Annotated in this window: 26 protein-coding genes and 1 pseudogene; 14 read left to right on the forward strand and 13 right to left on the reverse strand. The window is 48.1% G+C overall.

Annotated features, from left to right (window positions below; translation table 11 throughout):
* The first annotated feature begins 177 nt into the window (after nucleotides 1–177).
* The 4 genes from C7R92_RS16005 (at nucleotide 178) to C7R92_RS16020 (ending at nucleotide 5847) form a co-directional block, all read left to right on the forward strand.
* A complete protein-coding gene (locus C7R92_RS16005) occupies nucleotides 178–3318 on the forward strand; it encodes a penicillin-binding protein 1A (protein WP_106834936.1) in 3141 nt (1046 codons plus the stop codon).
* Nucleotides 3319–3390: 72 nt separating this feature from the next.
* A complete protein-coding gene (locus C7R92_RS16010; protein WP_069847589.1) occupies nucleotides 3391–4023 on the forward strand; it encodes an acetoin dehydrogenase in 633 nt (210 codons plus the stop codon).
* Nucleotides 4024–4057: 34 nt separating this feature from the next.
* Nucleotides 4058–4702 carry a CBS and ACT domain-containing protein gene (locus tag C7R92_RS16015; protein ID WP_106834937.1) on the forward strand — a complete coding sequence of 215 codons (645 nt, stop codon included), beginning with the start codon at nucleotides 4058–4060 and terminating at the stop codon, nucleotides 4700–4702.
* Complete coding sequence (locus C7R92_RS16020; RefSeq protein ID WP_106834938.1) at nucleotides 4699–5847, forward strand: acetoin utilization protein AcuC; 1149 nt, start codon at nucleotides 4699–4701, stop codon at nucleotides 5845–5847. Before C7R92_RS16015 ends, C7R92_RS16020 begins: the two co-directional genes overlap by 4 nt.
* A 69-nt stretch (nucleotides 5848–5916) precedes the next feature.
* On the opposite strand, the gene C7R92_RS16025 is transcribed toward C7R92_RS16020, so the two are convergent.
* The 4 genes from C7R92_RS16025 to C7R92_RS16040 all read right to left on the reverse strand — a co-directional run bounded on the left by C7R92_RS16025 (nucleotide 5917) and on the right by C7R92_RS16040 (nucleotide 9552).
* Complete coding sequence (locus tag C7R92_RS16025) at nucleotides 5917–6849, reverse strand: 5'-methylthioadenosine/adenosylhomocysteine nucleosidase (protein ID WP_106834939.1); 933 nt, start codon at nucleotides 6847–6849, stop codon at nucleotides 5917–5919.
* Nucleotides 6850–6893: 44 nt separating this feature from the next.
* The gene (ccpA, locus tag C7R92_RS16030) at nucleotides 6894–7904 is read right to left on the reverse strand and encodes a catabolite control protein A (protein WP_047071923.1); all 1011 of its coding nucleotides are present in this window, start codon (nucleotides 7902–7904) and stop codon (nucleotides 6894–6896) included.
* 115 nt (nucleotides 7905–8019) lie between these two features.
* Nucleotides 8020–8328, reverse strand: a complete 309-nt coding sequence (locus C7R92_RS16035) for a metal-sensitive transcriptional regulator (protein ID WP_007720961.1) — start codon at nucleotides 8326–8328, stop codon at nucleotides 8020–8022.
* A 126-nt stretch (nucleotides 8329–8454) separates the two neighbouring features.
* Nucleotides 8455–9552, reverse strand: coding sequence for a bifunctional 3-deoxy-7-phosphoheptulonate synthase/chorismate mutase (locus C7R92_RS16040; RefSeq protein ID WP_017250449.1), 1098 nt, complete (start codon nucleotides 9550–9552; stop codon nucleotides 8455–8457).
* A gap of 314 nt (nucleotides 9553–9866) precedes the next feature.
* On the opposite strand from C7R92_RS16040, the gene C7R92_RS16045 reads away from it, so the two are divergent.
* On the forward strand, nucleotides 9867–12023 hold the full coding sequence (locus C7R92_RS16045) for a cell division protein FtsA (protein ID WP_106834940.1): 2157 nt from the start codon (nucleotides 9867–9869) through the stop codon (nucleotides 12021–12023).
* A gap of 132 nt (nucleotides 12024–12155) precedes the next feature.
* On the opposite strand, the gene ytxJ is transcribed toward C7R92_RS16045, so the two are convergent.
* The 3 genes from ytxJ to C7R92_RS16060 all read right to left on the reverse strand — a co-directional run bounded on the left by ytxJ (nucleotide 12156) and on the right by C7R92_RS16060 (nucleotide 13692).
* Nucleotides 12156–12482: a bacillithiol system redox-active protein YtxJ gene (gene ytxJ / locus C7R92_RS16050; protein ID WP_069847599.1), complete on the reverse strand. Its 327-nt coding sequence runs from the start codon at nucleotides 12480–12482 to the stop codon at nucleotides 12156–12158.
* Nucleotides 12483–12605: 123 nt separating this feature from the next.
* Nucleotides 12606–13004 (reverse strand): hypothetical protein, encoded by a 399-nt coding sequence (locus C7R92_RS16055; RefSeq protein WP_106834941.1) that lies wholly within the window; start codon nucleotides 13002–13004, stop codon nucleotides 12606–12608.
* A 454-nt stretch (nucleotides 13005–13458) separates the two neighbouring features.
* Complete coding sequence (locus C7R92_RS16060; RefSeq protein WP_017250454.1) at nucleotides 13459–13692, reverse strand: hypothetical protein; 234 nt, start codon at nucleotides 13690–13692, stop codon at nucleotides 13459–13461.
* A 225-nt stretch (nucleotides 13693–13917) separates the two neighbouring features.
* Between C7R92_RS16060 and C7R92_RS16065 the strand changes: the two genes are divergently transcribed.
* Nucleotides 13918–14010 carry a YjcZ family sporulation protein gene (locus tag C7R92_RS16065; protein WP_017250455.1) on the forward strand — a complete coding sequence of 31 codons (93 nt, stop codon included), beginning with the start codon at nucleotides 13918–13920 and terminating at the stop codon, nucleotides 14008–14010.
* Between the two features lie 173 nt (nucleotides 14011–14183).
* A complete protein-coding gene (locus C7R92_RS16070) occupies nucleotides 14184–15296 on the forward strand; it encodes an aminopeptidase (RefSeq protein WP_106834942.1) in 1113 nt (370 codons plus the stop codon).
* A gap of 57 nt (nucleotides 15297–15353) precedes the next feature.
* Here C7R92_RS16070 and C7R92_RS16075 read toward each other — a convergent pair whose 3' ends face one another.
* On the reverse strand, nucleotides 15354–15887 hold the full coding sequence (locus C7R92_RS16075) for a PadR family transcriptional regulator (protein ID WP_017250457.1): 534 nt from the start codon (nucleotides 15885–15887) through the stop codon (nucleotides 15354–15356).
* Between the two features lie 398 nt (nucleotides 15888–16285).
* On the opposite strand from C7R92_RS16075, the pseudogene C7R92_RS32905 reads away from it, so the two are divergent.
* Nucleotides 16286–16540: pseudogene (locus C7R92_RS32905) on the forward strand (trypsin-like peptidase domain-containing protein); the annotation flags it as partial.
* Nucleotides 16541–16604: 64 nt separating this feature from the next.
* On the opposite strand, the gene C7R92_RS16085 reads toward C7R92_RS32905, so the two are convergent.
* Nucleotides 16605–17699, reverse strand: coding sequence for a YheC/YheD family endospore coat-associated protein (locus C7R92_RS16085; RefSeq protein WP_106834943.1), 1095 nt, complete (start codon nucleotides 17697–17699; stop codon nucleotides 16605–16607).
* Nucleotides 17700–17898: 199 nt separating this feature from the next.
* Here C7R92_RS16085 and C7R92_RS16090 point away from each other — a divergent pair, with 199 nt between their 5' ends.
* The 3 genes from C7R92_RS16090 (at nucleotide 17899) to C7R92_RS16100 (ending at nucleotide 20084) form a co-directional block, all read left to right on the forward strand.
* Nucleotides 17899–18219, forward strand: a complete 321-nt coding sequence (locus C7R92_RS16090) for a winged helix-turn-helix transcriptional regulator (protein ID WP_017250460.1) — start codon at nucleotides 17899–17901, stop codon at nucleotides 18217–18219.
* A gap of 112 nt (nucleotides 18220–18331) precedes the next feature.
* A complete protein-coding gene (locus C7R92_RS16095; RefSeq protein ID WP_106834944.1) occupies nucleotides 18332–19783 on the forward strand; it encodes a recombinase family protein in 1452 nt (483 codons plus the stop codon).
* Nucleotides 19784–19805: 22 nt separating this feature from the next.
* Complete coding sequence (locus C7R92_RS16100; protein WP_007721243.1) at nucleotides 19806–20084, forward strand: S1C family serine protease; 279 nt, start codon at nucleotides 19806–19808, stop codon at nucleotides 20082–20084.
* Nucleotides 20085–20114: 30 nt separating this feature from the next.
* Here the strand turns inward: C7R92_RS16100 and C7R92_RS32355 are convergent, their stop codons facing one another.
* Together C7R92_RS32355 and C7R92_RS16105 are read right to left on the reverse strand one after the other, a co-directional pair.
* The gene (locus C7R92_RS32355) at nucleotides 20115–20261 is read right to left on the reverse strand and encodes a hypothetical protein (RefSeq protein WP_017250462.1); all 147 of its coding nucleotides are present in this window, start codon (nucleotides 20259–20261) and stop codon (nucleotides 20115–20117) included.
* Nucleotides 20262–20324: 63 nt separating this feature from the next.
* Nucleotides 20325–20606 (reverse strand): DUF2325 domain-containing protein, encoded by a 282-nt coding sequence (locus C7R92_RS16105; RefSeq protein ID WP_016742090.1) that lies wholly within the window; start codon nucleotides 20604–20606, stop codon nucleotides 20325–20327.
* Between the two features lie 328 nt (nucleotides 20607–20934).
* Between C7R92_RS16105 and C7R92_RS16110 the strand changes: the two genes are divergently transcribed.
* The 3 genes from C7R92_RS16110 (at nucleotide 20935) to C7R92_RS16120 (ending at nucleotide 23382) form a co-directional block, all read left to right on the forward strand.
* Nucleotides 20935–21534 (forward strand): IMEF encapsulin system ferritin-like cargo protein, encoded by a 600-nt coding sequence (locus C7R92_RS16110; protein WP_017250463.1) that lies wholly within the window; start codon nucleotides 20935–20937, stop codon nucleotides 21532–21534.
* A gap of 37 nt (nucleotides 21535–21571) precedes the next feature.
* Nucleotides 21572–22420, forward strand: coding sequence for a family 1 encapsulin nanocompartment shell protein (locus C7R92_RS16115; RefSeq protein WP_007721249.1), 849 nt, complete (start codon nucleotides 21572–21574; stop codon nucleotides 22418–22420).
* A 143-nt stretch (nucleotides 22421–22563) separates the two neighbouring features.
* The gene (locus tag C7R92_RS16120) at nucleotides 22564–23382 is read left to right on the forward strand and encodes an alpha/beta fold hydrolase (RefSeq protein WP_069847610.1); all 819 of its coding nucleotides are present in this window, start codon (nucleotides 22564–22566) and stop codon (nucleotides 23380–23382) included.
* Between the two features lie 55 nt (nucleotides 23383–23437).
* On the opposite strand, the gene C7R92_RS16125 is transcribed toward C7R92_RS16120, so the two are convergent.
* Both C7R92_RS16125 and C7R92_RS16130 read right to left on the reverse strand, forming a co-directional pair.
* Nucleotides 23438–24646, reverse strand: a complete 1209-nt coding sequence (locus C7R92_RS16125) for an aminotransferase-like domain-containing protein (protein ID WP_106834945.1) — start codon at nucleotides 24644–24646, stop codon at nucleotides 23438–23440.
* 195 nt (nucleotides 24647–24841) lie between these two features.
* Complete coding sequence (locus C7R92_RS16130) at nucleotides 24842–25312, reverse strand: hypothetical protein (RefSeq protein ID WP_069847612.1); 471 nt, start codon at nucleotides 25310–25312, stop codon at nucleotides 24842–24844.
* Nucleotides 25313–25506 lie beyond the last annotated feature (194 nt).

Consider the following 25506-nt stretch of genomic DNA (forward strand, 5'->3'; position numbering starts at 1 on the left):
TCTGAGGATAAAAAGAAAAAGAGTAGTGCCGCTTGTTGGCCTGCTCTTTTTTTATTGCCTTCATACACCCGACAACTTTCAACGGTTTTTGACACATTTTGCTATCTCCTTCGCATCTTCTATCCTCTAGGTTCCTCGTATGGTATAATCAGGTGGTATGCTAGGGGGTCGTAGACTATGTCGAATAACCACACATCTTCCTCTGAACCGACGAAGAAAAAGCGACGCAGAAGCCGTGGTAGAACGTTTTGGATCATCTTCCAAATCGTCTTCGTACTCGGGCTAATGGGAGCTGCAGTCGCGGGAGGAATCGTGACAGGTTATGTTGCCGCACTCGTGAAGGACGAGCCTGTGCGCAGCAAGGAGGAACTGGAGAATAAAATCTTCACCAACTATCTGACTGGATTCGCCTACTACAACGACGGCTCTCTGATCGGCCAATTGCGGGCCGAAGAAGGCGATCGACGTTTGGTGAAGAAAGCAGACGTTTCTCCCTATTTAATTAATGCCATCATTGCAACTGAAGACAAAACCTACTACCACCACTCTGGAGTTTCGCTTCAATCTACCATGCGTGGAGCGATTCAGGAAATTACCAACCAGCCTGTCGTAACAGGTGGTAGTACGATTACACAGCAGCTTGTAAAAAATACAATCCTTTCTGCTGAAGTTAGCCACACCCGTAAGGCCCGTGAAATCTTTACCGCGATTCGGATCGAGCGCATGTTTTCCAAAGATCAGATTCTGGAAGCCTACATGAACGAAATTTACTTCGGAAAAAACGCCAACGGATCAAACGTATACGGCGTTCAGGCTGCCGCAAAAGGGATTTTTGGCAAAGATGTAAAAGAGCTCGGGCTCGCTGAGGGCTCCTATCTTGCGGGCATGATTCAAAACCCAGGTGCCTACTCTCCATTCCGTGCAGAAAGCTATCAGCGCGGGAAGGAACGCCAAAAAATGGTGTTGGATCGCATGCTGGAAAATGGCTACATCACACAAACCCAATACGATGGAGCTCTCGCCAGTGATTTGAAGGCACAGCTAGCAAAACCGACGCAGCAAGCTTATCGAGAAGTACCTTTCTTGATGATGGAAATTGAAGATCGTGCCGCACGTCAACTTGTGGATGCAGACCTCTTGGAAAAAGGTCGAGACAAATCAACCATCGGCCGCAACGAATACCGACAGCTGGTTGAAGAGAAACGTCGCGACATACTGCGAAAAGGGTACAAGATACATACCACAATCGACAAGAGCGTATATGACATCATGCAGGCTGTTGCAGCCGATCCGAAAAACTTCGGTAAGAATCGTACCTATACGATTCGTCGCTCGAACGGCAAAACAGAAAAAATCGAAAATGCTCTGGAAGAAGTCGGCGCAATGCTGATTCACAACAAAACAGGAGCCATCCTCGGCATGATCGGGGGACGTGACTTCAAGGTGGAACAGACGAACCACGCCACCGTACCACGCCAGCCTGGTTCGGCCATGAAGCCACTTGCAGCTTATGCTCCTGCTTTTGAACTGGGATTGCTCCAGCCAGCATCCCCAATCGATGACGCTCCGGTGCTACTCGCTGACGGCCAGAACGGTTCCCATTTACCTAAGAACTGGAACAACAAATGGCAAGGGATGATGAGTGCCCGCGAAGCACTGCGGATGTCCTGGAACATTCCGGCGATCAAGACGTATTTGAAAGTTGGCATTCCAACGGCTCTTGAATACGTGAAGAAAATGGGAATCACAACATTGGTGGATGCTGACAACTATGCAGCCACCGGCGTAATTGGCGGTCTTACCTACGGAACAACTGTCGAGGAAATTACAAACGCCTATGGGACATTCGCAAATCACGGTTCTTTCGTGGATGCCTATCTGATTGACCGAATTGAAGATAACACTGGAAAAGCAATTTATCGCCATGAAACCAAACCTGTGCAAGTGTACAGCGAGCAAACAGCATACTTGATCACTGATATGATGCGTTCCGTTGTCAATAACGGTACAGGTACACACATCCGCAAATACGTGCCGCGCAAAGTCGATGTGGCAGGTAAAACCGGAACAACAAACAACAGCAACGACCTCTATTTCGTCGGTTACACACCAGAGCTGTCCATGGGGGTATGGGTTGGCTTTGATGAGCCATATCCAATGCCAGACGCGGACAAATATGTTCCGATGGTCGTATGGGGTAAGGTCATGAAGGATGTCATTGCGAAGCATCCGAACCTTTCGCCTCCTGACTCCACCTTTAAAAAGCCGGCAGGAATTGTCAGCGCGACTGTTGACTCGAAATCAGGTCTTTTGCCAAGTGAGCTTTCAAAAGAAGCTGGCCATTTGATCACTGATATATTCAACAGCAAATTCGTTCCAACGAAGGTGGACGACACCCACCAAAAAGCACGACTCATTTCGTATAATGGCGAACGGTATTTGGCGAAGGAAGGAACACCTGAAGATTTTGTTACCGAAGGCGTCTTCTACCGCTCACCTGATCCGCTCCCTACCAAGGAGCAAATTCAAGCGAAAAACAATAGGGTCGCCACCCAACCACCAGATTGGGAGCAACGCCTGCCTGATAAGGAAGACCCGCGTACAGAGCAAGGTGGAACACCATCTTCGCCAAGCGGTGTAACAGCTACGGGCTCAGGCAAGCAAATTACGCTTACCTGGCAATCAGCCAAAGAAGCTGACTTGGTCGGTTATCGCATCTACCGCGCCGATGTGCAGAACAGCTTTGTCAAAGTAGCGACTGTGAAAGATCCATCCGAATTGACTTTTGCCGATACGACTGCAACCCATAGAGATTTAGGCTATTATGTCACTTCTGTGGATATCGCTGGCAATGAATCGCAGCCTTCCGCAATCGCTTCTGTCGGATCTACACAGACATGGCAGTTGCCTGATCCAAATCAAGGTACGGAAACAGGTCTCCCGAATCCGACGGACAATAACGGGAATGGTCAAACAGATCCAGGTGGAACTACGACGAACCCACCAGATGAATCAGGAGGCACGAATACAAACACAGATTCCGCTTCACCACCTGCTGCTCCGAAATCCTTGTCCATCAAGAATACGCCAAACGGTTGGCAGCTACAGTGGAAAGGAAGCAGCTCGTCTGAGCAGATGTACAACGTATATTTTAGCCCAGACTCAGCAAGCGGCTATTTGCTACTCGGTACAGTCTCTAGCACAAGCTTTACTCACGCAGCAGAAGTACCGAATGGCAGCAACTATTACATTACCGCAGTCAACAGTTACGGAGAATCGCCACATTCTAACATCGTAACTGCCAACACCACAGAATAAACTGGAATAACAACTGACAGAGATGGTTAGACGCCATCTCTGTTTTTCTACAAACGTAAGGGGGGGGAACTGATGGAGCACGTCAAACGCTATCATTCATTGAGCCTAATGGTGAACAACAAGGAGCTGCTCGTCGAAGGACCGATTACAGGAAGTCATCTGGCCTCATTACGCTTTGATGAGGGTCTGAAAGCTTTTCGTATCCCTGAACAGCAGCATGAAGCTCTCATCGAAATCGCAGATTTGCCTGAAGGACGCATTATTATTGCACGCGAAGGAGACCTCGTCCTCGGCTACGTTACCTTTCTGCACCCCGATCCACTGGAGCGATGGTCACAAGCGCAACTGCCCGATTTGCTGGAGCTCGGCGCGATTGAAATCAGTCATAAAGTGAGAGCGGGTGGCGTAGGCAAAAAGCTGCTGGAAGTCGGCTTCATGGACGACGCCATGGAAGACTACGTCATTATTACAACGGAGTATTACTGGCATTGGGATCTGAAAGGAACAGGACTCGATGTATGGCAATACAGAAAGGTTATGGAAAAGGTCATGGGCAGCGCAGGCCTTAGCTGGATGGCGACAGACGATCCGGAAATATGCTCACATCCCGCCAACTGTCTCATGGCCAAAATCGGCAAACGTGTACCGCCAGAAACAGTCGTTGCCTTTGATGCTATGCGGTTTCAAAATCGTTTTCTTTACTAGTTTGGATGCCTTTTGATTCCAGGAGGTCACTCTTATGCGTATTGAAGAGATTATGCGAAAAAAAATTGTCACGATCCAGCCATCCACTACCATCGGAGAAGCGCTTCTTCTCCTCCGCGCAAACAGAATCAGGCATTTGCCTGTCATTGAAAACGACTCACTCGTAGGCATTGTCTCGGACCGTGATCTGCGAGACGCTCTCCCCTCTCGCCTGCTGACGCATGACGATGACGACACCGTCCTGCACAAGCCTGTAGCCGATATCATGAATCAACAAGTTATCACTGCCCACCCACTGGATTTCATCGAAGACGCAGCCCTCCAACTATATGAGCACAAAATCGGCTCGCTACCCATCGTCGAAGGGAATCGGCTCGTAGGATTGATCACAGAATCGGATCTTTTCTCTAGCTTGATCGAACTTTTCGGCGTTAACAAACCTAGCTCCCATATCGAAGTCGAAGTAGATGACCGCGTCGGCATGCTGGCAGAGGTCAGTCAAGTCTTTCGCGATGCACAAGTAAATGTCACGAGCGTTGTGGTCTTTCCTGGGAAACAGCCTGCAAAAAAGAACCTTGTTTTTCGGGTACAGACCATTGATCCACGTATCGTGACGCAATTACTCCTTGAAAAAGGCTTTTCCGTAATCGGACCTACGGAAGGAGGGATACCCCAGTGAGCCGAAATGCTCGTCTGATCTACTCTCCAGACTACACGCAATATTATTTTCATGATGATCATCCGTTTAACCAGCGTCGTCTGCTCCTCACACACGATCTGATGAGCAGTTACGGAATACTCAAAGACTCAGACATCCTGACTCCCCGACCGGCGACAGATGAAGAGCTCGCCCTGGTGCATGACCCACGTTATATCCAATTTGTTCGCGATCAGGGCCATAGTGAACACGAGCTTCCGCAGGCAGCCAGTTATGGCTTGGGAACAGAGGATGTTCCCTGTTTTTCGAACATGCATGAAGCGTCCTCGCTGATCGTCGGAGGTACGTTAAACGCAGTGGACGCGGTTATGAGTGGACAGGCAGAACACGCCTTCAATCCCGCTGGCGGACTGCATCATGCCTTTCGTGGACGCGCCTCTGGATTTTGTATCTACAACGATTGCTCCGTCGCGATCGCTTATTTGCGAAAAAACTGGAATGCGCGTGTGCTGTATATCGACACAGATGCCCATCATGGAGATGGGGTACAGTGGGCGTTTTACGATGACCCTTCTGTACTAACTGTATCCATTCACGAAACGGGAAAGTATCTCTTCCCGGGAACAGGGAATTTGTCTGAACGTGGAGATGGAACCGGTTACGGTTATTCTGTCAACGTTCCGCTCGATGCCTTCACGGAAGACGATTCTTTTCTGGAAGTATATGAAGAGCTGGTGTCAAAGCTAGCAGCTGGCTTCAAGCCTGATGTCATTCTGACCCAAAATGGTTGTGACGCTCATGCGTTTGATCCCCTCACCCATTTGTCTTGCTCAATGAAAATTTATCAAGCCATTCCTCGTCTTGCCCACCGTCTTGCTCATGAATATTGCGACGGTCGTTGGATCGCTGTAGGCGGCGGGGGATACGATATTTGGCGGGTGGTGCCGCGGGCGTGGACGCTGGTATGGAGTGAGATGAGCGATCAGCCTCTGACAGACAGTGATCTTCCCGAAGCTTGGCTCAAGCGCTGGCAACCTGAGACGGATTTGCCCTTGCCACCTCGGCTTTTTGACGAACCATTCCCAACAATCCCACGACGAGCAGAGATCACGGAAAAAAATCGTATTACGTTAGAACGTGCGATGCTGAACGCACCTATTGGATGAAAAGTAAAAAAAAGCGTGCTGCCCTCGTACCTTTGGGTACTGGTCAGCACGCTTTTTCTATTCCAAACCCTATTTCACTAGCTCTTCCAGCTCAGAAGGTGCAAAGCCTTTTACCGCTTTATCGCCTACGACTGTTACAGGTACACCCATGAAGCCAAAGCGCTCCACTTCCTCTTGATAGGCACGACTCGTCATAACATCGCGCACTTCAAAGGAAACATCTTTTGCTGTCAGCCAATTTTTAACCATGTCGCAATCCACACAGTTTTTCGTCGAGTAGACGATCACTCCCGCAGCTGTCGATGCTTGAGAAGCTGTCAGCATATTACGGACAATCGCATACGAGCGCTGGGAAGCCAGCTTGGTAAATTCCACGAAGTTTACATGCGCGGAGCCGTCTGCTTTATCCGACATCGAACGAACAACGACAAACGACACGCCATTCATCGCACATACTTGTCCGACAGATGCCCCTTCCATTTCGGTACAATGTGCTGCGAATTGCTCATACAGCCATTGCACCTTTTCCCGACTGGCAACGAACTGGTCGCCGGACAAGATACGCCCGCTCACTACTTGAACTCCCGCTTCCAGCTCCTTGCCCGCATCGATCGCTTGCTGCATCAGCCCAGCATCCGCTTGCCAAGTCCATTGCTCTGTAAACGGTATCTGTCCTGGCTCAAAGCCAAGCGGTGTCACATCAATGTCATGTTGGATGCAATCCGTCGAAACGACAATGTCACCAATATTTAATTCAGGGTGAACAGCTCCTGCCACACCTGTGAAAATGACACGTTCTACTTGGAATGAATCGATGAGGATCTGTGTCGTCACGGCAGCATTCACCTTGCCGACACCTGATTTGCACAGCACGACATCCTTGCCTTCCATTTTACCTGTGTAATAGGTAATGCCTGCTTTGGTCGCAGTAGTCGTCTCTTGCATCGCTTCCAAGTAAAGCGCGATTTCTTCATCCATCGCGCCGATAATTCCGTAACGCATTTCCCATCCTCCTCTTGCTGTCAATTGCCTACATCCCTTTGCAATCAAGCTTGCTCGGGCTTAGTGCTCTCCCGATACTCAATTCGATGCGGCAGCAGCACGACATGCTCTTCGACATTCTCGTTATTCATGTACTTGGTCAACAGGCGCATCGCCACCGCACCAATATCATACATTGGCTGTACGACAGAAGTCAGTCGTGGACGTACCATTTCAACCAGACGAATATTATCGTGACCAATGACTTCGATGTCACCTGGCACGTTCAGGCCAGAATCTTGAATGGCGTGGATCGCGCCAATGGCCATCTCATCATTCGCTGCGAAAATCGCCGTTGGCGGATTTTTAAGGGCAAGAAAAGCTTTTGTAGTGGACAAGCCAGATTCATAAAAGTAGTTGCCTGTCGCAATCAGCTCTTCATCCAGCTCGATACCCGCATCTTTCAACGCCTTTTTATAGCCTTCATAGCGCATTAACCCTGCCAATGGATCGTTTGCAGGACCCGCGATCATCGCAATACGCTTGTGCCCGCGTGAAACCAATGCTTCTGTCGCATCGTATGCGGCTTGGAAATGGTCAATGCTAACCGACGGCAGTACGTTGTCCGCATCGCGAGTCGCAGCGAGTACAGTCGGTACAGACGTGCTTGTTAATGCCTGCAAATGATCTTCTTTGATTTCTGCGCCCAGGAACAGAAGCCCGTCCACCTGCTTTTCGAGCAAGGTATTAATGAGCTGCAATTCCTTTTCCATCCGTTGGTCAGAGTTACACAGGATGATGTTGTATTTGTACATGGTAGCGATATCTTCAATCCCTCGCGCCAATTCGGAGAAAAACAAACTGGAGATATCCGGGATGATGACACCAACTGTTGTTGTTTTTTTGCTAGCGAGTCCACGAGCAACCGCATTTGGTCGATATCCCAAGCGCTCAATCGCAGCCAATACCTTTTTTCGGGTCAAAGGCTTTACGTTGGGATTCCCGTTGACTACGCGGGAAACTGTCGCCATCGACACCCCCGCTTCTCTTGCTACGTCGTATATAGTAACCGGCATCATGCACCCTCATTTCCCTATTTTTTGGTTTTCATAAGCGTTTTCATAAATATATGCACCTATGATACGACAAGCCGTATGCCGTTGCAATCGTTTTTGACGGCTTGCGCACCCGTTACTTCATAAGTTTGTTCATCGTTTTCAAAAGCTCATCAATTACTTCATGATCGCCTTGCTGAATGCGATCCATCACACAGCTTTTCATATGTCCTTCGAGGAGCATTTTCCCAACCGCATTTAGTGCAGATTGCACAGCCGCAATTTGATTGAGAATGTCGTCGCAGTAGACATCCTTCTCTACCATTCCGCGAATTCCGCGAACTTGTCCCTCTACCCGATTCAGACGGGAGATGAGATTAGACTTGATTTTATCTGGCCTTTCGGTGGACCGATCAGTCGAGCAGCATTGATGGTTGTCTTCCATATGGCCTATCCTCCTTCACCAATATCAGCACGTAATTCTAGCTTACTTGGTCGCCAATGGTTCGTCAAATGAGAAAGGTCCCCCCGCGCGCAGGAAGGACCCTCAAAACGTAACCGAAAGGTATTCTTATGCTTTCGCTGCCACAATCTCACCTTTGTACAGGCCAGAAGCGAGCAGTTCATCAACGAACTCGTTGAATTGTGGAATGTTCAGCTGTTGCTTTGCATCAGACAGTGCCACATCTGGATCTGGGTGAACCTCTACCATGATTCCATCAGAACCGACTGCGAAGCCTGCTTTTGCGCAAGGCAAGAGCAGATCACGACGACCTGTAGAGTGCGTCACGTCTACAAACACTGGCAAGTGCGTCTCCTGCTTGAGGAGTGGTACAGCAGAAATATCGAGCGTATTGCGTGTCGCTTTTTCATACGTGCGGATTCCACGCTCGCACAGCATGACTTGTGTGTTACCTTCGGACAGGATGTACTCTGCCGCGTAGATGAACTCTTCAATCGTAGCAGAGAGGCCACGCTTCAAGAGGATCGGCTTGTTCACACGACCTGCTGCCTTCAGCAACTCGAAGTTTTGCATATTGCGAGCACCGATTTGGATGACATCGATGTATTTCGTCGCCATCTCGAGATCTGCTGGCGTCACGATTTCACTGATCGTTACGAGGTTGAATTCATCCCCGATACGCTTGAGGATTTGCAAGCCCTCTTCACCCAGACCTTGGAAGTCGTATGGCGAAGTACGAGGCTTGTACGCACCACCGCGCAGTGTGCGCAGTCCGCGTTTTGCGTGGTTTTCTGCTACTGCTCTTACTTGCTCGTAGCTTTCCACGGAGCATGGACCTGAGATAAGAATCGGATTTTTCCCTCCGAACTCAACGCCTTTTACAGTGATAACAGTATCCTCTGCCTTTTTCTTACGGCTAACGAGGAGTACTTTTTTCTTATCGTCGTCTTGCAGATCTAAGGAAACTTGGAAAATTTGCTTGAACAAATGACGAATCGCATTGTCATTGAAAGGACCTTTATTGTTTTCAACGAGCAGATTGAGCATTTGGCGCTCACGCTCTGGGTCAAAACGGTTGCTGCCCTGTTTTTCTTTTTCTTTGCCGAGCTCTTGAACCAAGGTAGCTCGTTTGTTGATCAATTCAAGAATTTGCAGGTTGATCTCGTCTATCTGCTTGCGCATGGTTTCGATTTGATCGTGTGCCATCTCTCTCCACTCTCCTCTTTTTATATAGGGATTTATCGATAAATTAGGGTAATTATAATCGATTCAAACACCCTTGTCAGCAGTTTAGCGCCAAAAAGCGCGAAAGTAAATTTTTTCTGTTTTTTTATCTTTTCAAATTATTCGTCAAACCGAAGAAGATTCCTTGATTCGACAGGATTCTTTCCCTTTTGAATCGAATAGTTTTGGATATATGTTCTAGCTAAAAGTGATTGTTCCTTTCCGATACAGTCCAAAATCACCGATAAGTATTGTAAAGACTTTTTGAACAACCTCTTACAAGGAGTGACCTACTTTTGTCTGACATCACAGCCCCTGAGCTTATTTTTTCATTAGATATTGGAACGCGCAGCGTCGTCGGCCTGATCGTAGAAACGACCGGCGAGCAGTACCGCGTATTGGACTGCGCAATTCGAGAGCATGATGAACGCTCCATGCTCGATGGGCAAATTCACGATATTGTCGCCGTAGCTAAGGTGATTCAACAAATAAAAGAAGAGCTGGAAGGAAAATATGGCAAACTACATCAGGTAGCGGTCGCTGCTGCCGGTCGGTCATTGCGCACCCGCCGCATTCGTGTGGACATGCCGTTAGCCAGACATGCCTTCATCTCTCGTGAAGATGTTGTCGCTTTGGAATTTTCCGCTGTACAGGAGGCCCAAGCCGCATTAGCCCAAGAGCTAAAGGATCAAGACGTCACCCGCTATTATTGCGTCGGTTACAGCGTCGTCAATTACCATCTGGATGGCGAGTTGATCGGGAGTCTGATTGACCAGCGGGGTGACATCGCAAGCGCAGATGTGATCGCAACTTTCCTTCCACGCGTGGTTGTCGACTCGCTGATTGCTGCTCTGAAACGATGCGATCTGGAAATGCAGGCATTGACACTTGAGCCTATTGCGGCGATTAATGTCCTGATTCCCGTGACCATGCGCCGACTGAATATCGCATTGGTGGACATCGGGGCAGGTACTTCTGACGTAGCGCTGACTGAGGAAGGGGCGATTACCGCTTACGGCATGGTACCTGTTGCAGGTGATGAAATCACGGATGCGCTCATGAACGCCTTTCTCATGGATTTTCCGATGGCAGAAGAAGTGAAGCGTCTTTTATCCACTGAGGAGTCCGTCACCTTCACCGACATTCTCGGCATAGAGCATACGATAAGCGCTACCGAGGTAACGAGTGCGATTGAAGCAGACATCCAGCAACTCGCCGATAAAATTGCCTTTAAAATATTGGAGCTCAACGGAAAAGCTCCGCAAGCGGTCATGCTGATCGGCGGCGGCAGCCTCACCCCTGGGCTTACTGGAAAAGTCGCTCAGGTCTTGAATATCCCTGCCGCCCGTGTTGCTGTCAGAGGCGGCGATGCGATCAAACAGTACGTCGGAGACAATCCTGCGCTCAGTGGACCTGAGTTCGTAACGCCAGTCGGTATCGCTGTTGCTGCGCGTCGTCATCCGTTGCGCTATGTAACCGTTACGGTTAATGATACTCCTGTGCGCATTTTCGATTTGCGAAAAATGACGTTGGGTGATGCGCTCATTGCATCTGGATTGGATATCCGCCGTCTGTATGGTCGCCCCGGATTGGCGATGACAGTCACCGTAAACGGACGGATGAAAATGATTCCGGGTGGTCATGGGACGGCGCCGGTGATTGAGCGCAACAAAGAGAGCGTCAGTCTCGACACGCCAATCAATGACGGGGACCAAATCATCGTAGTAGCAGGTACAAATGGCGATGATGCACGTGTATTTGCCAAAGATTTATTCGATGAGCTAGACACGCTTGAAGTGATCTGCAATGACCGTCCCTACTCGCTCGGTCCAGTTGTACATGTTAACGGAGCGGTTGCTACTCTCGATACATGGATCTCTGATCGTGCCGAGGTGGACATCCGCCTTCCACGTACTGTCTATGAAGTACTCGAGCTCGCAGAACTGAAAACGTCAGCGGAATCAGGCTTGCGTTTTTCTGTGAATGGACAAGATTATTCGGTTCCGTCCCGTATGGAGGTGATCGAGCTGAACGGAAGACCAGCAGCTTTGACAGATATCGTCCGAAAAGGTGATGTCCTCGTATATCGGCTAGATGAAGTCCCTGCCCCTTCCATACAAGATGTCATCCCTTTGGAAGAATGGGTACAGGAGACAATGATCGTACACTTCAATGGTGAACGGGTCGTATTGCCTGTCGCACAAGTAACGATTACCGTAGACGGAAATGCGGCGAATGCCTCTGATCCCGTGATCGAAGGTGCCGACATCACGGTAAAATCCTCACCTGCGTCTACACCTGTGTTTAGCGACGTCTTCCGTTTTGTCGATGTTTCCTTGGAAAAGCCTGACCGTGAGAGTATCTCCGGATTCGTCATGCTCGTCAACGGCGAACAAGCCAACTTCCAGACAGAATTGAAAAGTGGAGACAAGTTGGAGTTATTCTGGGAATAGTCTATCCAGCGTCCTTTTTCTCCATGCAAAAAGCCGGATTCACCTCGCTTATCGGGTGTCCCGGCTTTTTGCTTTACTCAAGAGCTGTCCGACTTTATTTATCGTCAGCAGCTTTTTTTCCTGTATGAATGATTATGCGTTGAGCGCCTGGCCAATCGCGTCCTTTGTAATTTTCCAGTGAGACGTGTGCCATTTTACTTCGCCGTCTTCCAGCAAAAAGATTTGTGGGGATTCGTGCTTGATGGAAAAACGATCCGCTACGGCGTTGGAGACAGGGCGATCCTCTCGTACCAGAATGACCGCAGATTCCACTTGATTGTTCAGCAAATACGCCTGAAACTCTTCATAAGCGGACGTACTGATTGGGCAAATCGTGCTATGCTTAAACAAAAGCTTTTTCCCATTTTTCGCTACGAACTCATCCAGTTCTTCAATGGAGTGAAGCTGTATTTGTGACATGATTCATCTCTCCTTATCTTATGTGCCTATCAGTATACATAAGTCCAAGCAGCAAAGTCTACATTTGCGGTGCAGTGGAGAAATGAAAAAAGAGATACCTCTCTTCCAGGCATCTCTTTATCCTTACACCATAATTTTCGTGAGACGTTCGCGTAGCTCCAACATCCATTTTTCATCGCCAAGGGACTGCGCCAACAAAAACAGATCCAATAGCTCGTTGACTTTTTCACCAAGTAATTCTCTTACGGTCGAATTCACCTTCTCATTAGCAATCAATACCAATAAGTTGGATAACTCTGACATTTCTTCGAATTCGACTGCCTGGCGCTGCGGATGTTGGCCCAGTTCCTCCATGAGTGACTTCAAATCATCCTTAATCACATCTACCACTTGGGAATGGTCACAGTCTTCGTCCACGCAGACGTGTACAGGTACATTCATAATTTTAACCCGTTTCCGGTACACGACGTTGCGCAGCTCGATCTCCATTTCGTTCCCGCAGCGGCTGCATCTCTTTTGCACGGTGTTCACCCCTATATCTACTTATGTATGCCTCTCATACTATTCGAGAAGCCTCCTTTCAATCCTGCTAAAGAACAGGTGGTACTTGGTGGATATAGAGTCAGATATAGACTAGAGTCAACATAGTGGAGGAGAAGAAAAAGCACAGTTCTCTTCGACTCTGACACGCCAGCATGGGGGGGAACTGTCCGTCTACACTTAAAAAAGGGGACCGTCGAGCCAAAGCCACCCTACGGGCGGAAGATTCTCAAGGAAGAAGTGTTCGACAAGCGTGGTCCCCTTTTTTAAGTTCCGACTGGGTAGGCGTTGTCAAGGTCTACGAGCCCTGTGCTTTTTCTTCTCACCAGCTTTGTGCGTTCATCGGTACCTTTGAAAACTAGCAACAACTTAAACATACTAAAAAAGACGATGCTAGCAAGCAGCATCGTCTTTCCTTTGCGATCAAACTCCAATCTCACGCGTAGATAGCGTTTACTTTTTCACAATGCGGACAAACAGCGACTTTCCCTGCTTTTCCGTCTTCATCTTCTACACGATAGCCAGTAATTTGCTCGGAAAAACAAAACAGACATTCTGTATTGAAGTCCATATCGTACTGCGCTTTCCACACAATGGATTTAAAGTCTTCGCCAACATTAATCGTAATTTGGACCAACTCATGCTGCAGGCTCGATAATGATCTTTGCATCACATAAACATCCTTTCATACTTGCAAAGTCTTTTGGTATCCTCTAGCTTTTCCTGCTTTTCAGAATAATAAACATCGAGAACTGCAAGAGTATGAAAAAGAGAGATTCCCCAAACAATTTTCTTAAAAATGGGCGGATGCCCGGTTCGGTCCTATGCGATCACCCATATGTTGTAGATGTAAGCACAAGAGGCTTAACACACATATGAGGAGGATGTTTATTCGATGAGCGGCATCTTTAATGGAGAATTCGACGGCTTCACTCTGGTTTTGATTCTTTTCATCCTGCTGGTTATTATCGGGTGCAGCTGCGACTAATCTTTCTTCCCCGAAGATATAGCCATATTCAGCAGGTCCTTGCATATACATGAAATACCGAATCCTTCAAGCGCGTTTCCTCCGCAAGCTACCCTCGCCAGTGGGTAGCTTTTTTCTGTTTGAGTTGTGTACAATGGATATGAATGATATGGAAAGCGAGGGATCCCCTTCCTATGAAAGATCCACGAATTGAAAAACTGGCTGACGTCCTCGTCAATTATTCGGTGACTGTCAAGCCAGGTGAAAACGTTTTAATTTACTCCATTGGCAACGTTACCGATTTGACAAAAGCCGTTATTGCCAAGGTATACGAAGCTGGGGGAAATCCGTTTGTTCAACTGATCGACCAATCCGTTCAGCGCGAACTTTTGATGGGTGCCAACGAAACACAATTGGGTATCATGCGTGAAGCAGATGTGGCTTTCATGAAGCAAATGGATTGCTATATTGGCATCCGCGGCGGCGACAACATCAGTGAGCTCTCTGATGTGCCTGGAGACAAAATGCAGCTGCACTCCAAGCTGCTAGCGCGTCCTGTACTGGATATTCGCGTACCACATACCAAATGGGTTGTGCTTCGCTATCCAAATGCCTCTATGGCTCAGTTGGCTAACATGAGCACCGCCGCTTTCGAAGATTTCTATTTCAAAGTGTGCACACTTGATTACGGCAAGATGGATAAGGCCATGGACAGCCTGGTCGAGCTGATGGAGAAAACCGACAAGGTACGTATCGTAGGGCCAGGCACCGATCTGACCTTCTCCATTAAAGATATTCCTGCAATCAAATGTGCAGGCGAAGCTAACATCCCTGATGGAGAAGTATTCACTGCTCCTGTCCGTGATTCTGTCAACGGTACAATCGCGTACAACACGCCATCTCCTTACCAAGGCTTTACATACGACAATATCAAGCTGACCTTCAAGGATGGCAAAATCATCGAAGCAACTGCCAACGATGCAGAAAAGATTAATGAAATCTTTGATACCGATGAAGGTGCCAGATTCGTTGGGGAGTTTGCGATTGGTGTGAATCCGTACATCCAAAACCCGATGAAAGACATCCTCTTCGACGAAAAAATCGATGGAAGCTTCCACTTTACACCAGGACAGGCATACGATGAAGCGTTTAACGGAAACAAATCCTCCGTACACTGGGACTTGGTCATGATTCAACGCCCTGAGTGGGGCGGAGGAGAAATTTGGTTTGACGATCGCCTGATCCGCAAAGACGGACGTTTCGTTGTACCAGAGCTCGAATGCCTCAATCCAGAAAACCTTAAATAAATGAAAATAAGCGAAGGGCTCATTGTTCACAAGACATGAGCCCTTCGCTTTATGTGGCTAAACGGAATAAGCTGGTTGTTTCATCAAGGAAGTCATTTTTTGTTCCATGAAGGAAATCGTTGACTCCAGATGATGAATGGTATACTCCCAGCAAAAACGTTGATATTCGTCAAAATTCACTTCCAGCTTTTTATAAGAGGCCTTACTTTGTTGGAGCAATTGACGTTGCGTATCCAAACAGCCCTCTAGCAAATCCTTTTGTTCGTCGATCGTGCGGCTCTTGCCGAAGAAAATCTTAACCAGCATGTCTGAGCGCAATACTGGCGGCAAGATAGGCGTCTGGATTTCTTGACGGAAAGATTGTTTTCCGGCTTCTGTAATACGGTACAAAATCTTGTTCGGCTTGCCAGACTGAATGATTTCTTGCTTCGTCACGAAGCCTTCTTCCTCCAGTTTGCGCAATGCTGGATAAATAGCACCAAAGCTAGCGTCATAAAAGAATCCAATGCTGTTTGTAAACGCTTGCTTAATATCGTAGCCACTCATTTCCCCATAGCTCAAGAAACCCAGTATGATCGTTTTAACATCCATCTCTTCGCATCCTCCGTTACCGTTCTTTTTCTCTCTCTAGCGGCTAGGACTTAGCCTTTATGTTCAAAATATTCTTTAACTACATGTTATTATAAATGGATTTAAATAATTATACCAATGCTATTTCTTTATTATATCAATCAAAATTAATGATATATCCTTCACGTGACTAGAAATTGGGCGTCCCTTCCCACTCCACTCCCCATAAGATGATACATACCTATCTGCTGTAGGGGGAGAGATCGGTGAAAAGTAAAAAATGGTCCCAATATACGCGGGTAAAGTACCCTGTGAGCAGCAGCAGTCTTCACCCATTCAATTTCTTCGTTCCCATTGTCGAGCGAGTTCAAGAAGGAGTAGTCTCCATCGTGACCGAAGATGCTCCCCATTCGAAAGACGTGGATTCGTTAATTCGCAGCCTTATTGATCAAGAGGATAATTCTCCACCCACGGAACGAAGCTTTGGCTCCGGATTTCTTTTTCATCCGAAAGGGTATATCTTGACGAGCGAGCATGTCATCGGTAAATCCAAAAACATTTTCGTGAAGCTATATAACGGTAGAGTGTTTGAAGCCAAACGCATTATAGCTGATCGAGTCCGGGATTACGCCGTCATCAAAATTGATGCAGACTGCAAGCTATATCCACTGCCACTAGGCAACTCCTCACATACAAAAGTAGGAGAATGGGTCATCAGCGTCGGTTCACCATTTGTGTTCAAAGAGACAAAAAACGAGCCTGGTTCCGGGCCAAATACAGCGCAAATTGAACGGGACGAGCGATCGCCTTTTTGTATAGTCCCATGTTACCCATCTGGCGAAAAACCTCTCTCCCCGGCTTGGGGTTCACTTCGATTAACCACGCACGTCCGTCCACATCCACCCCAATATCCAGACCGAATTCCATCATGCGACCGAAATAATCCTCGAGCGTCTTTGCTACCTCGAAAGCAAGCTGATAACATTCCTGCTTGATCAGCTCTCCCCGCTCCTCTCCAAATCGCTTGAACATAAACCATTCAAAGGGAATCGCTCTGCCTCCCCCATGCAAATTGGAAGTAGCACTGCCGTTCTCCCCCATACGTACTGCGCAGCCTGTCACCACCCACTCCCCACGCTCGTCCTTTTGAATCAATAACCGTACATCGGCGACATGCTTGCGTAGCAACCCCAGGTTCAAACCTTGCTGCACCAGGAAATTGCCATCGCGAATACGCTGTTCCGCCACCCACGTTTTGACCCATTTTTCCACGCCTTCCACCGTATCAATCCGAGCTACATGATGGTTATGTTTTTTGTCACGTCCGGAGAGGCTATAGTCCTTGCCGCTGCTCTTCACTCTGAGGATACTTCTTCCCCCTGTGCCATTGCCTGGCTTGACATAGACGAGCCCATGGCGTGCGAGCATGTTTCGGACCAAGCCTTTTTCGTAAATATGTGTCTCCGGAATCCAGCGTTTGACACGATCATCGGAAGCGAGTAGATTCGTCACTCTCCATTTCTTACTGAACGGACTGTTTGCAAAGAAAAACAGATCGCTATTCCGCAGCCGGATATACTCTTTTACCCTGCGTCGGTACCGATCGATTACAACTTCTGGCCAAGGGAAAGATTTACTTATCCAGCCCCCGTTCGGTTTGGGGATGAAGCCCTTGATCTTTCTTGCGGGAACATTGACGTCCTGATGCGAAAACAGGTAGATTACTGCGCCTAGCTTTTGCCCTGTTTGAACCAACCTTCGCAAATAATCTGGTTCCTCAAAGCGTACACCCTCCCGCCAGGTTAAAATGCCGATTACCCGTTTAGAAAGCATCGTAACACCCTCTTCGCTTCTTATTTCGCGATTAGTGTATGTGTGGACACCTTATAGGGAAACATTTGTCCATGAAAACGGGCTTGACTACTCAACCATAGACAAAGTGTCATTCCAACTTTTCGTTACTTACTTTTTTCAAGCTAATCTGTTAGAATAAAGGGCAACAATAATGCTGCTAGATAGAGGTGACGCCGATATGAGTCAAGATTTTTCTGGCGAACACATGTGTCCAAAATATGAATGTGCAATAAACGTCCTTGGAAAGCGCTGGACCGGCCTGATTATTCATGTGTTGCTACGTGGGACTGTACGATTCAAAGATATCCGCGAAATGGTTCCGCATATGAGCGATAAAATGCTCTCTGAAAGGCTGAAAGAGCTGGAGGAGCTGGAAATTTTGGAGCGCAAAGTGTACCCAGAGATCCCAGTTCGCATTGAATACGAATTGACCGAAAAAGGAAAAGATCTGCGTCCTGTCATTGATTCCATTCACGAATGGGGCCAAAAATGGATGTAGCATAACCCCACTTGTCCAAGACGGATAAGCGGGGTTTTTTATGTGCGGTCAGGCATAAGCTCCTCCCTTTTGCTGTACACTCTAGCAACCCAAGGTGAAGGGAGGGCGGGCGATGCGAACGGCCGTCTACATTCGTGTCAGTACGGAGGATCAGGCACGTGAAGGATTTTCGATTCCCGCTCAAAGGGAAAAGCTGCTCTCGTACGTTCACTCCCAAGGTTGGGAAGTCCATGCCGTCTACGCAGATGAAGGCGTGAGTGCCAAAGATACGAATCGCCCCGCACTCGGTCAGCTCCTGCTGGATATCCGAACGGGTGAAATCGATGTCGTCCTCGTCTATCGACTCGATCGACTCACTCGCTCTGTCCTTGATCTGTATCAGCTCCTGCAGGAGTTCGATCGACATGCAGTACACTTTAAAAGCTGCACCGAGGTATACGATACGACTACGGCAATCGGGCGACTGTTTATTACCTTAGTAGCTGCCCTCGCACAATGGGAACGAGAAAACTTGGCAGAACGGGTCAAGCTGGGAATGAGCCAGATGGCAAGAGAACGAAAACGACCAGGAGGACCTGCACCATATGGATACAATCTGGTGCGAGGAACGCTGGTCGTGAATCAAAGGGAAGCAGCTGGCGTACGTAGTATGTTCGAGCGCTATGATCGAGGCGAGTCCCCGCGTCAAATCGCTGAATGGGCGAATTATTCCGGATTGCGCGGGAAAAATGGCGCTTCATGGAGTGCAAGTGCCGTACTTCGACTGTTAAAAAATCCTGTCTATCATGGTGCGTTGCGTTGGAATTACACCGACGCCGATCAACAACGCAATGACCCGGAGGAATGGATTATCGAAGAGGCGACTCACCCAGCCATTATCGATCAGCCATGTTTCTCGCGAGTGCAGGAGCGGATGAGTGCTCGCGGAACAAGCCATCCCCGCGTTCTCAGCTCCCGCTACCTCTTTTCCGGATTGCTGTACTGCTCGCGTTGCGGCTCCTCTATGCGCGGGAAAACAACCACGATTACGGGAAAAGGAGAAAAACGTTACACGCACCGCTACTATTTATGTAAAAACAAGCTGGCTGGTACGTGTGATGCTCCTGCCATACGTGAGGATCGCTTGGAAAAAGCCATTGTGCACGAGCTGATGCAGCATTCGCCAGAGTCAATCGCTGCGTTGAAGGAAGTGTATCAGACTGTGTTACAGACGAATTCCCGCGCTCCCGCGAAAGAAACCGAGCAACAGCTGCAAATTCGGAGGCAGCGCTGGGAACAAGCTTATGAAGAGGGATTCCTTACTCTCCCTGCCTTACGAGAGAAAATCAGTGCGTTGGAGAGATCTGCAAAAGAACAGGAACGCGCTTACTCCTCTTTTTCAAAAGGACAACGGCTTGATCTAGATGCGCTTTCCAATTGGAAACTGATTTGGACGTATGCAAATGAAAAAGAACGGCGATTGCTCGTATGCACACTCATCCAACGTGTTGATGTGGAAGCAACAGACACTGCCTCTGGTCAGAAAAATCGAGAGGTCTGCCTGCATCTATTGTCTTTTCACTAAAATTGCCCCTGATTTTGCCTGTATGGCGACAGGTGGTTCCCCACTTGGTTTGGAAAATTCTGTGACAGCGGGAATCATCAGTGCCAAAAACCGCCGCTTACAGGTTGCGAAGCGAATGTACGAAGAAATTTTTCAGACGGATGCTGCCATTAACCCAGGAAATAGCGGAGGTCCACTTATTAATTTGAATGGGGAAGTCGTTGGCCTCAATGCATTCATCATTCAATCCAGCCAATGCTTGGGCTTCGCCATCGGGATTGACGCCCTCAAAATGCAACTGGAGCAATACGTATTCAAGTGAGAAGCAAACGATTCAACAAAAAAACCCCGTCTAGGAGGACGGGGATTGCTTCTCTAATGCAATAAGATATACATTTGGACCTTCTGTGTTGATTTGTTCTTCTGCCTGTTTTAATTGTTGCAGCTGAGCGGCCGTAAGCTGTGCGATAGGCAGTTCACTCAAACGATTCTGTTCCATGCGTCATTCCTCCGTTGGTGTCAGACTCACGAACGTAGTCTGCCCGTTCTGGAGAGTATGTATTTACGCAGTGAGATCAAAGGCTTTGGCAATCGCAGAACACGAACGCTTGCAGAAAACGATGGGCAGCTCGCGATCTTTGGCTTGGTTTTTCACCGTTTTGGCCAAGTTGTGATTGACGAAATCAGTCAACACCAAAATCATGTGGATACCAGCTGGAATTTTCACCCCGGTTTGCGAGCTTTTCCGTCCAGTTACGTGGTGAATATCCTTGAAGCCTTGCCCTTGCAAAAGTTCGATAATATTGCCCAGGCGATCTCCGCCTATTACTAAAATGGATGACATAACGTGTTACCTCCTTAAATTTAGGTAATGTAGGATTTATGTTTTCTTCTCAGAATGCTAATTGATAATGAATATCACTCTTATTGATAAATATTATCATTCCCAATTGACTTTGACAATACTCTCCATGATAACTTTTTTGTCAAAAAACAAAACTAGAAACGAAGCCTCTAGGCAAAGCCACGGCGCTCTAGCGCTCCCGCCCTCTTTTCCAAATTACACCGCACCATATTCTTCGTAATCATAAGAAAATGTACATAGGTGTTGCCCGGGTGTTTTTTCCAACGGTATAATGAAAAAATAGATTGTAATGAGGAGGTGGCGTAGGGTGCAAGAAATTACACAGCTGCACGCCATTTTTGATCGCACCAGAGGTTATATCAACAGCTTCATGGGCGTTATCCAGCCGATTATCGACGCGGCAACGGACGAGCATACTCGTCTTTACTACCATCATATTTTGGAAGAAGAAGAACAGCGCATGGGTCGCTTGCAGGAATTAGTTCCCTACCTGGAGAAGGTCTCCTCAGGAAAAAGCCTGGATCAGCTAAGTGATCGCGACCTCTCGCAAATGCTGTCCGATGTGAATCTGGAACGTTTTGGACTGCACAATTTCCGCGAGCATCTGGAGCTCTCTCTGTATGAATTCAAGGATGACGAAACACGTCAGCTTCTGGATGGCATGCGTGAAAAGACGCATACAGACTATTTGACAGTCAAAGAGATCATGGCGAACATGAGCCAACGATTCTCTGATGCGGCTCATCCTGATCTCACTGATCACGATGAGGGGCACGACATTCACCAGGTAGATCATTTGAAAGCTTCGGCTTCCGCTCCTCACGGTGTTGCTTCCGTGGTCAAGCATTCCGCTCCTGCAGTTTCTGGCAAAAAAGGACTGACAGTTGGCAGCTTGAAAGGAATGTAAAGAATCGGAAATCCTGAAATAACATGGAGGTTACACTATGGACAAGCTTCGTAAATACCCAGACTCTCCCTTGACGACTGAAGAATGGAACCAGTTGGATGCAACTGTCGTTGACATGGCTCGCCGCCAGCTGGTAGGACGTCGTTTTATCGATATTTATGGACCATTAGGTGAAGGTATCCAAACCATTACCAACGATGTATATGAGGAATCCCGTTTTGGAGGTCTCTCCCTGCGCGGAGAATCACTGGAAATGACACAGCCTAGCCGCCGTGTCAGCATGACGATTCCAATCCTGTACAAGGATTTCATGCTCTACTGGCGTGATGTTGCCCAAGCACGCACACTGGGCATGCCTTTGGACATGAGCGCGGCTGCCAATGCAGCTGCTGGTGGTGCACTGATGGAAGACGATCTGATCTTCAACGGTGCTGCGGAATTCGACCTCCCAGGTCTGATGAACGTAAAAGGCCGTCTCACTCATCTAAAGAGCGATTGGATGGAATCTGGCAATGCGTTTGCTGATATCGTGGAAGCACGCAACAAGCTGTTGAAAATGGGCCACAGCGGTCCGTATGCACTGGTTGTTTCTCCTGAGCTCTACTCACTCTTGCATCGCGTGCATAAAGGCACCAACGTGCTTGAGATCGAGCATGTACGCAATCTCGTTACAGACGGTGTCTTCCAATCTCCTACCATTAAGGGCCGTTCCGGCGTATTGGTAGCGACTGGCCGCCACAATCTCGATCTGGCGATTGCAGAAGACTTCGACTCCGCATTCCTCGGAGACGAGCAAATGAACAGTCTGTTCCGTGTTTACGAGTGCGTTGTATTGCGGATCAAGCGTCCAAGCGCAATTTGCACTTTGGAAGAAACAGAAGAATAGGAAGCCCTTTGGCACACCCATTGACGATTCTCGTTGTGGGTGTGTTTTTTCATCCTTGAAATATGTAACAGATCCCTTATAATAAGAACGTACGTTCCAAACTTTCGAAACAATCTGACACAAATGTCGTTGGGGGGATTTATATGAGATGCGAGGTCAATGGCGTTAACCTTTATTATGAGGAGATCGGAAGCGGTTTTCCTGTCGTGATGATTCACGGTTTTTCACTTGATCACCGCTGCATGACTGGTTGTCTGGAACCAATTTTTGAGAAACGCTCAGGATACCGACGACTTTACATAGACCTGCCTGGAATGGGACAAACGGAAAACTACGAACATATCCACACCACGGACGATATTCTGGAGGTTGTCCTCGCGTTCATCGATCAGCTCATTCCAGGTGAACCCTTTTTCATTGCGGGTGAATCATACGGCGGATATCTTACACGAGCAGTTATCGAGAAGCGCCGGGATCAAGTGAAGGGCGCCCTGTTCATCTGCCCGAACGTCATTCCTGAAAAAGAAAAGCGCACACTGCCGGATAAACCCGTCTTAATAGAGGAGCCTTCTCTCTGGGAGAAGTTGAGTGAGACGGAACGAGCGGAGTTTGAGTCGATGGCGGTAGTAGCTACTGAATATACGTGGAATCGCTATAAAAAAGAGATTGTCGACGGCTACATGCTGTCTGACCCATCTTTCCTCAGTAAAATCAGACAGTCCTACGGCGTGTCCTTCCCATTGGATACGGCCCCCTTCCCCCACCCGAGTCTTTTTGTTGTGGGCAAACAAGATCATTCTGTCGGCTATCGCGATATTTGGAATATTATTGAGGGCTATCACCGCTCTTCTTTTGCCGCACTCGATTGTGCGGGACACAACTTGCAGATTGAGCAGCCACTTTTGTTTACGGAGCTTGTGAATGAATGGCTGGATCGGGCGCAAAGGGAGCTTTCCCTGTAAACATGCATCAAAAAAGACAACCAGCTCAATCGCAATGGTTGTCTTTTTGCTTCTATTAAACATTTGTCACGAGAGATTCACTGTAGGCGTGGAATGCTTTGCCCAATCTCGAAATCGCAAGCTCCGTGTCTTCCCGGTTCAAGAGTGTATAATTCAAGCGCATCGTATTAACTTGAGGCTCAGCTGCATAAAACGGCTTCCCTGGTACGAATGCCACGCCTTCCTGTACGGAACGGGCCAGCAGCTTCTCCGCATCGATAGGCTCCGGCAGATTCACCCAGAGGAACATCCCGCCTCTTGGTTTCTCCCACTGAACGCCCTCCCAGTTTTGCGCAACCAAGAGCTCATGCATCCATTCCATGCGCGCTTTGTAAGACTCGCGGATCTTCTCAATGTGGCGCTCCAGATCAAAGCGGGACAAAAGCTCATACAGAGCGTACTGGTCGATTGTGCTTGACTGCAAATCAACTGCTTGCTTCGCCTTCACCATCATTTGAATCACACGTGTATCTCCGATCGCCCATCCGGTACGCAAGCCTGGCGCGACAATTTTGGAAAAGGTACTGGTGTACACCACACAGGAATCAGTCGGATGCTCATCCAGTGAGAAAATCGAGCGGTACGGTGCTTCCCCATCGAATTGGATCTCTCCATATGGATCGTCTTCCAGGATGAGAATGTTTTGCGCCTTACATTGACGAAGCAAGCCGAGACGGCGTTCGAGACTCCATACCTTTCCTGTCGGATTGGCAAAGGTAGGAATGACGTACACCATTTTTGGGCGGTACTGGGCAATTTTTTTCGCCAAATCGTCCAAATCCATCCCATCGGCGTCACCGTCTACAGGGATCGCTTTGATTCCCCGGAATTGAAATAACTGAACAGCTGCCAAATAAGTAGGGTTTTCAACGAGAACGACATCGCCTTCGTCTAAATATACACGACACAACAAGTCTACCGCTTGCTGAGAGCCCGTTGTGATGATCATATTATCTACACCGACGTTCATATGCTTTTGCTTCATGCGGGATGCAATCCACTCACGAAGCGGCAAGTATCCATCAGTTAATCCGTACTGAAGAGCTTTAGCTCCTTGTTCAAATGCGCGGTTGAACGCTTCACGCATCTCTGCAATTGGAAAAGAATCCTCTGCTGGCAGTCCACCTGCGAGCGAGAGCACTTGATTGCCTTGGGTCAGCTTCAAGATTTCCCGGACAGCCGAGGAGGATAGTGCTTCGACAGATTTTGAAAATGAGTACTCCATGTTCCGTTCCCCCTTGATTTTGCTTATCCTTGTTTTATCACTGTCCACAGCGTAAGTCCAATCCTTGGTAGCTATGAGTGGATAGGTTTTGACTATGTCGAGCGGTTGTTCAATCGTTAGTCTTGACCACTGCATGCAAAAAACCCCTCTTCGTCTCAACCGAAAAGGGGTCCAATATGTATGGGCTATATCTTCCTAGGCGATGCGAAACACACGCGGTTTCTCTGTGTGTGGGAGGAAAGAGAGGTCTACGTGCGTGGACGCTTCTTCCATGCCAATATCGTTTGCCAACAGCAATGCCTCTTCCAGGAAGGTCGGCGTACAGCTGCCTTCATTCAGTTCACAGAGACGTTTCAATCGCTTCAGTCTCTCTGCGGATTTCTCCACTCTCATGCCTTCATTCGTCAGCTCACAAACGTTGACGTGACGAGCATCAGCGATCATGCTGATATCATTCACATGGACAATCAGTCTTTTGCCTTCTTCCGTAACAAAACCGATCGAGCAAAAATGCGCACCTGACATTTCCAAACGAGTGAGAACAGCATTGGCGTAAACTTCTCCCGTCCGCAGGCGAATCTGGCCTGCTTCAATGGCTCCGCCGATTTTCCGCTCGTTGGCGATCACCGTATACATATCCGTGTAACCGTTAATCTGATAGCGCATGGTACCCTCCCGCTCTCGATGAGACTAATTATCATTAACAATGCCATCGTATAATGAAAATCATTATCTGTCAATAATGAGAATGATTTTTATTCTAGAAGAAAAAAGCCACACTCCATTTGTTGGTCAAGACCCCATTTAGTGGACATTGAAAAAAGCCCTAGGCTATAAGCTGACGTCGGTATTCAACTGGC

Source organism: Brevibacillus porteri (genome assembly GCF_003013475.1).
GTDB classification, from domain to species: domain Bacteria; phylum Bacillota; class Bacilli; order Brevibacillales; family Brevibacillaceae; genus Brevibacillus; species Brevibacillus porteri.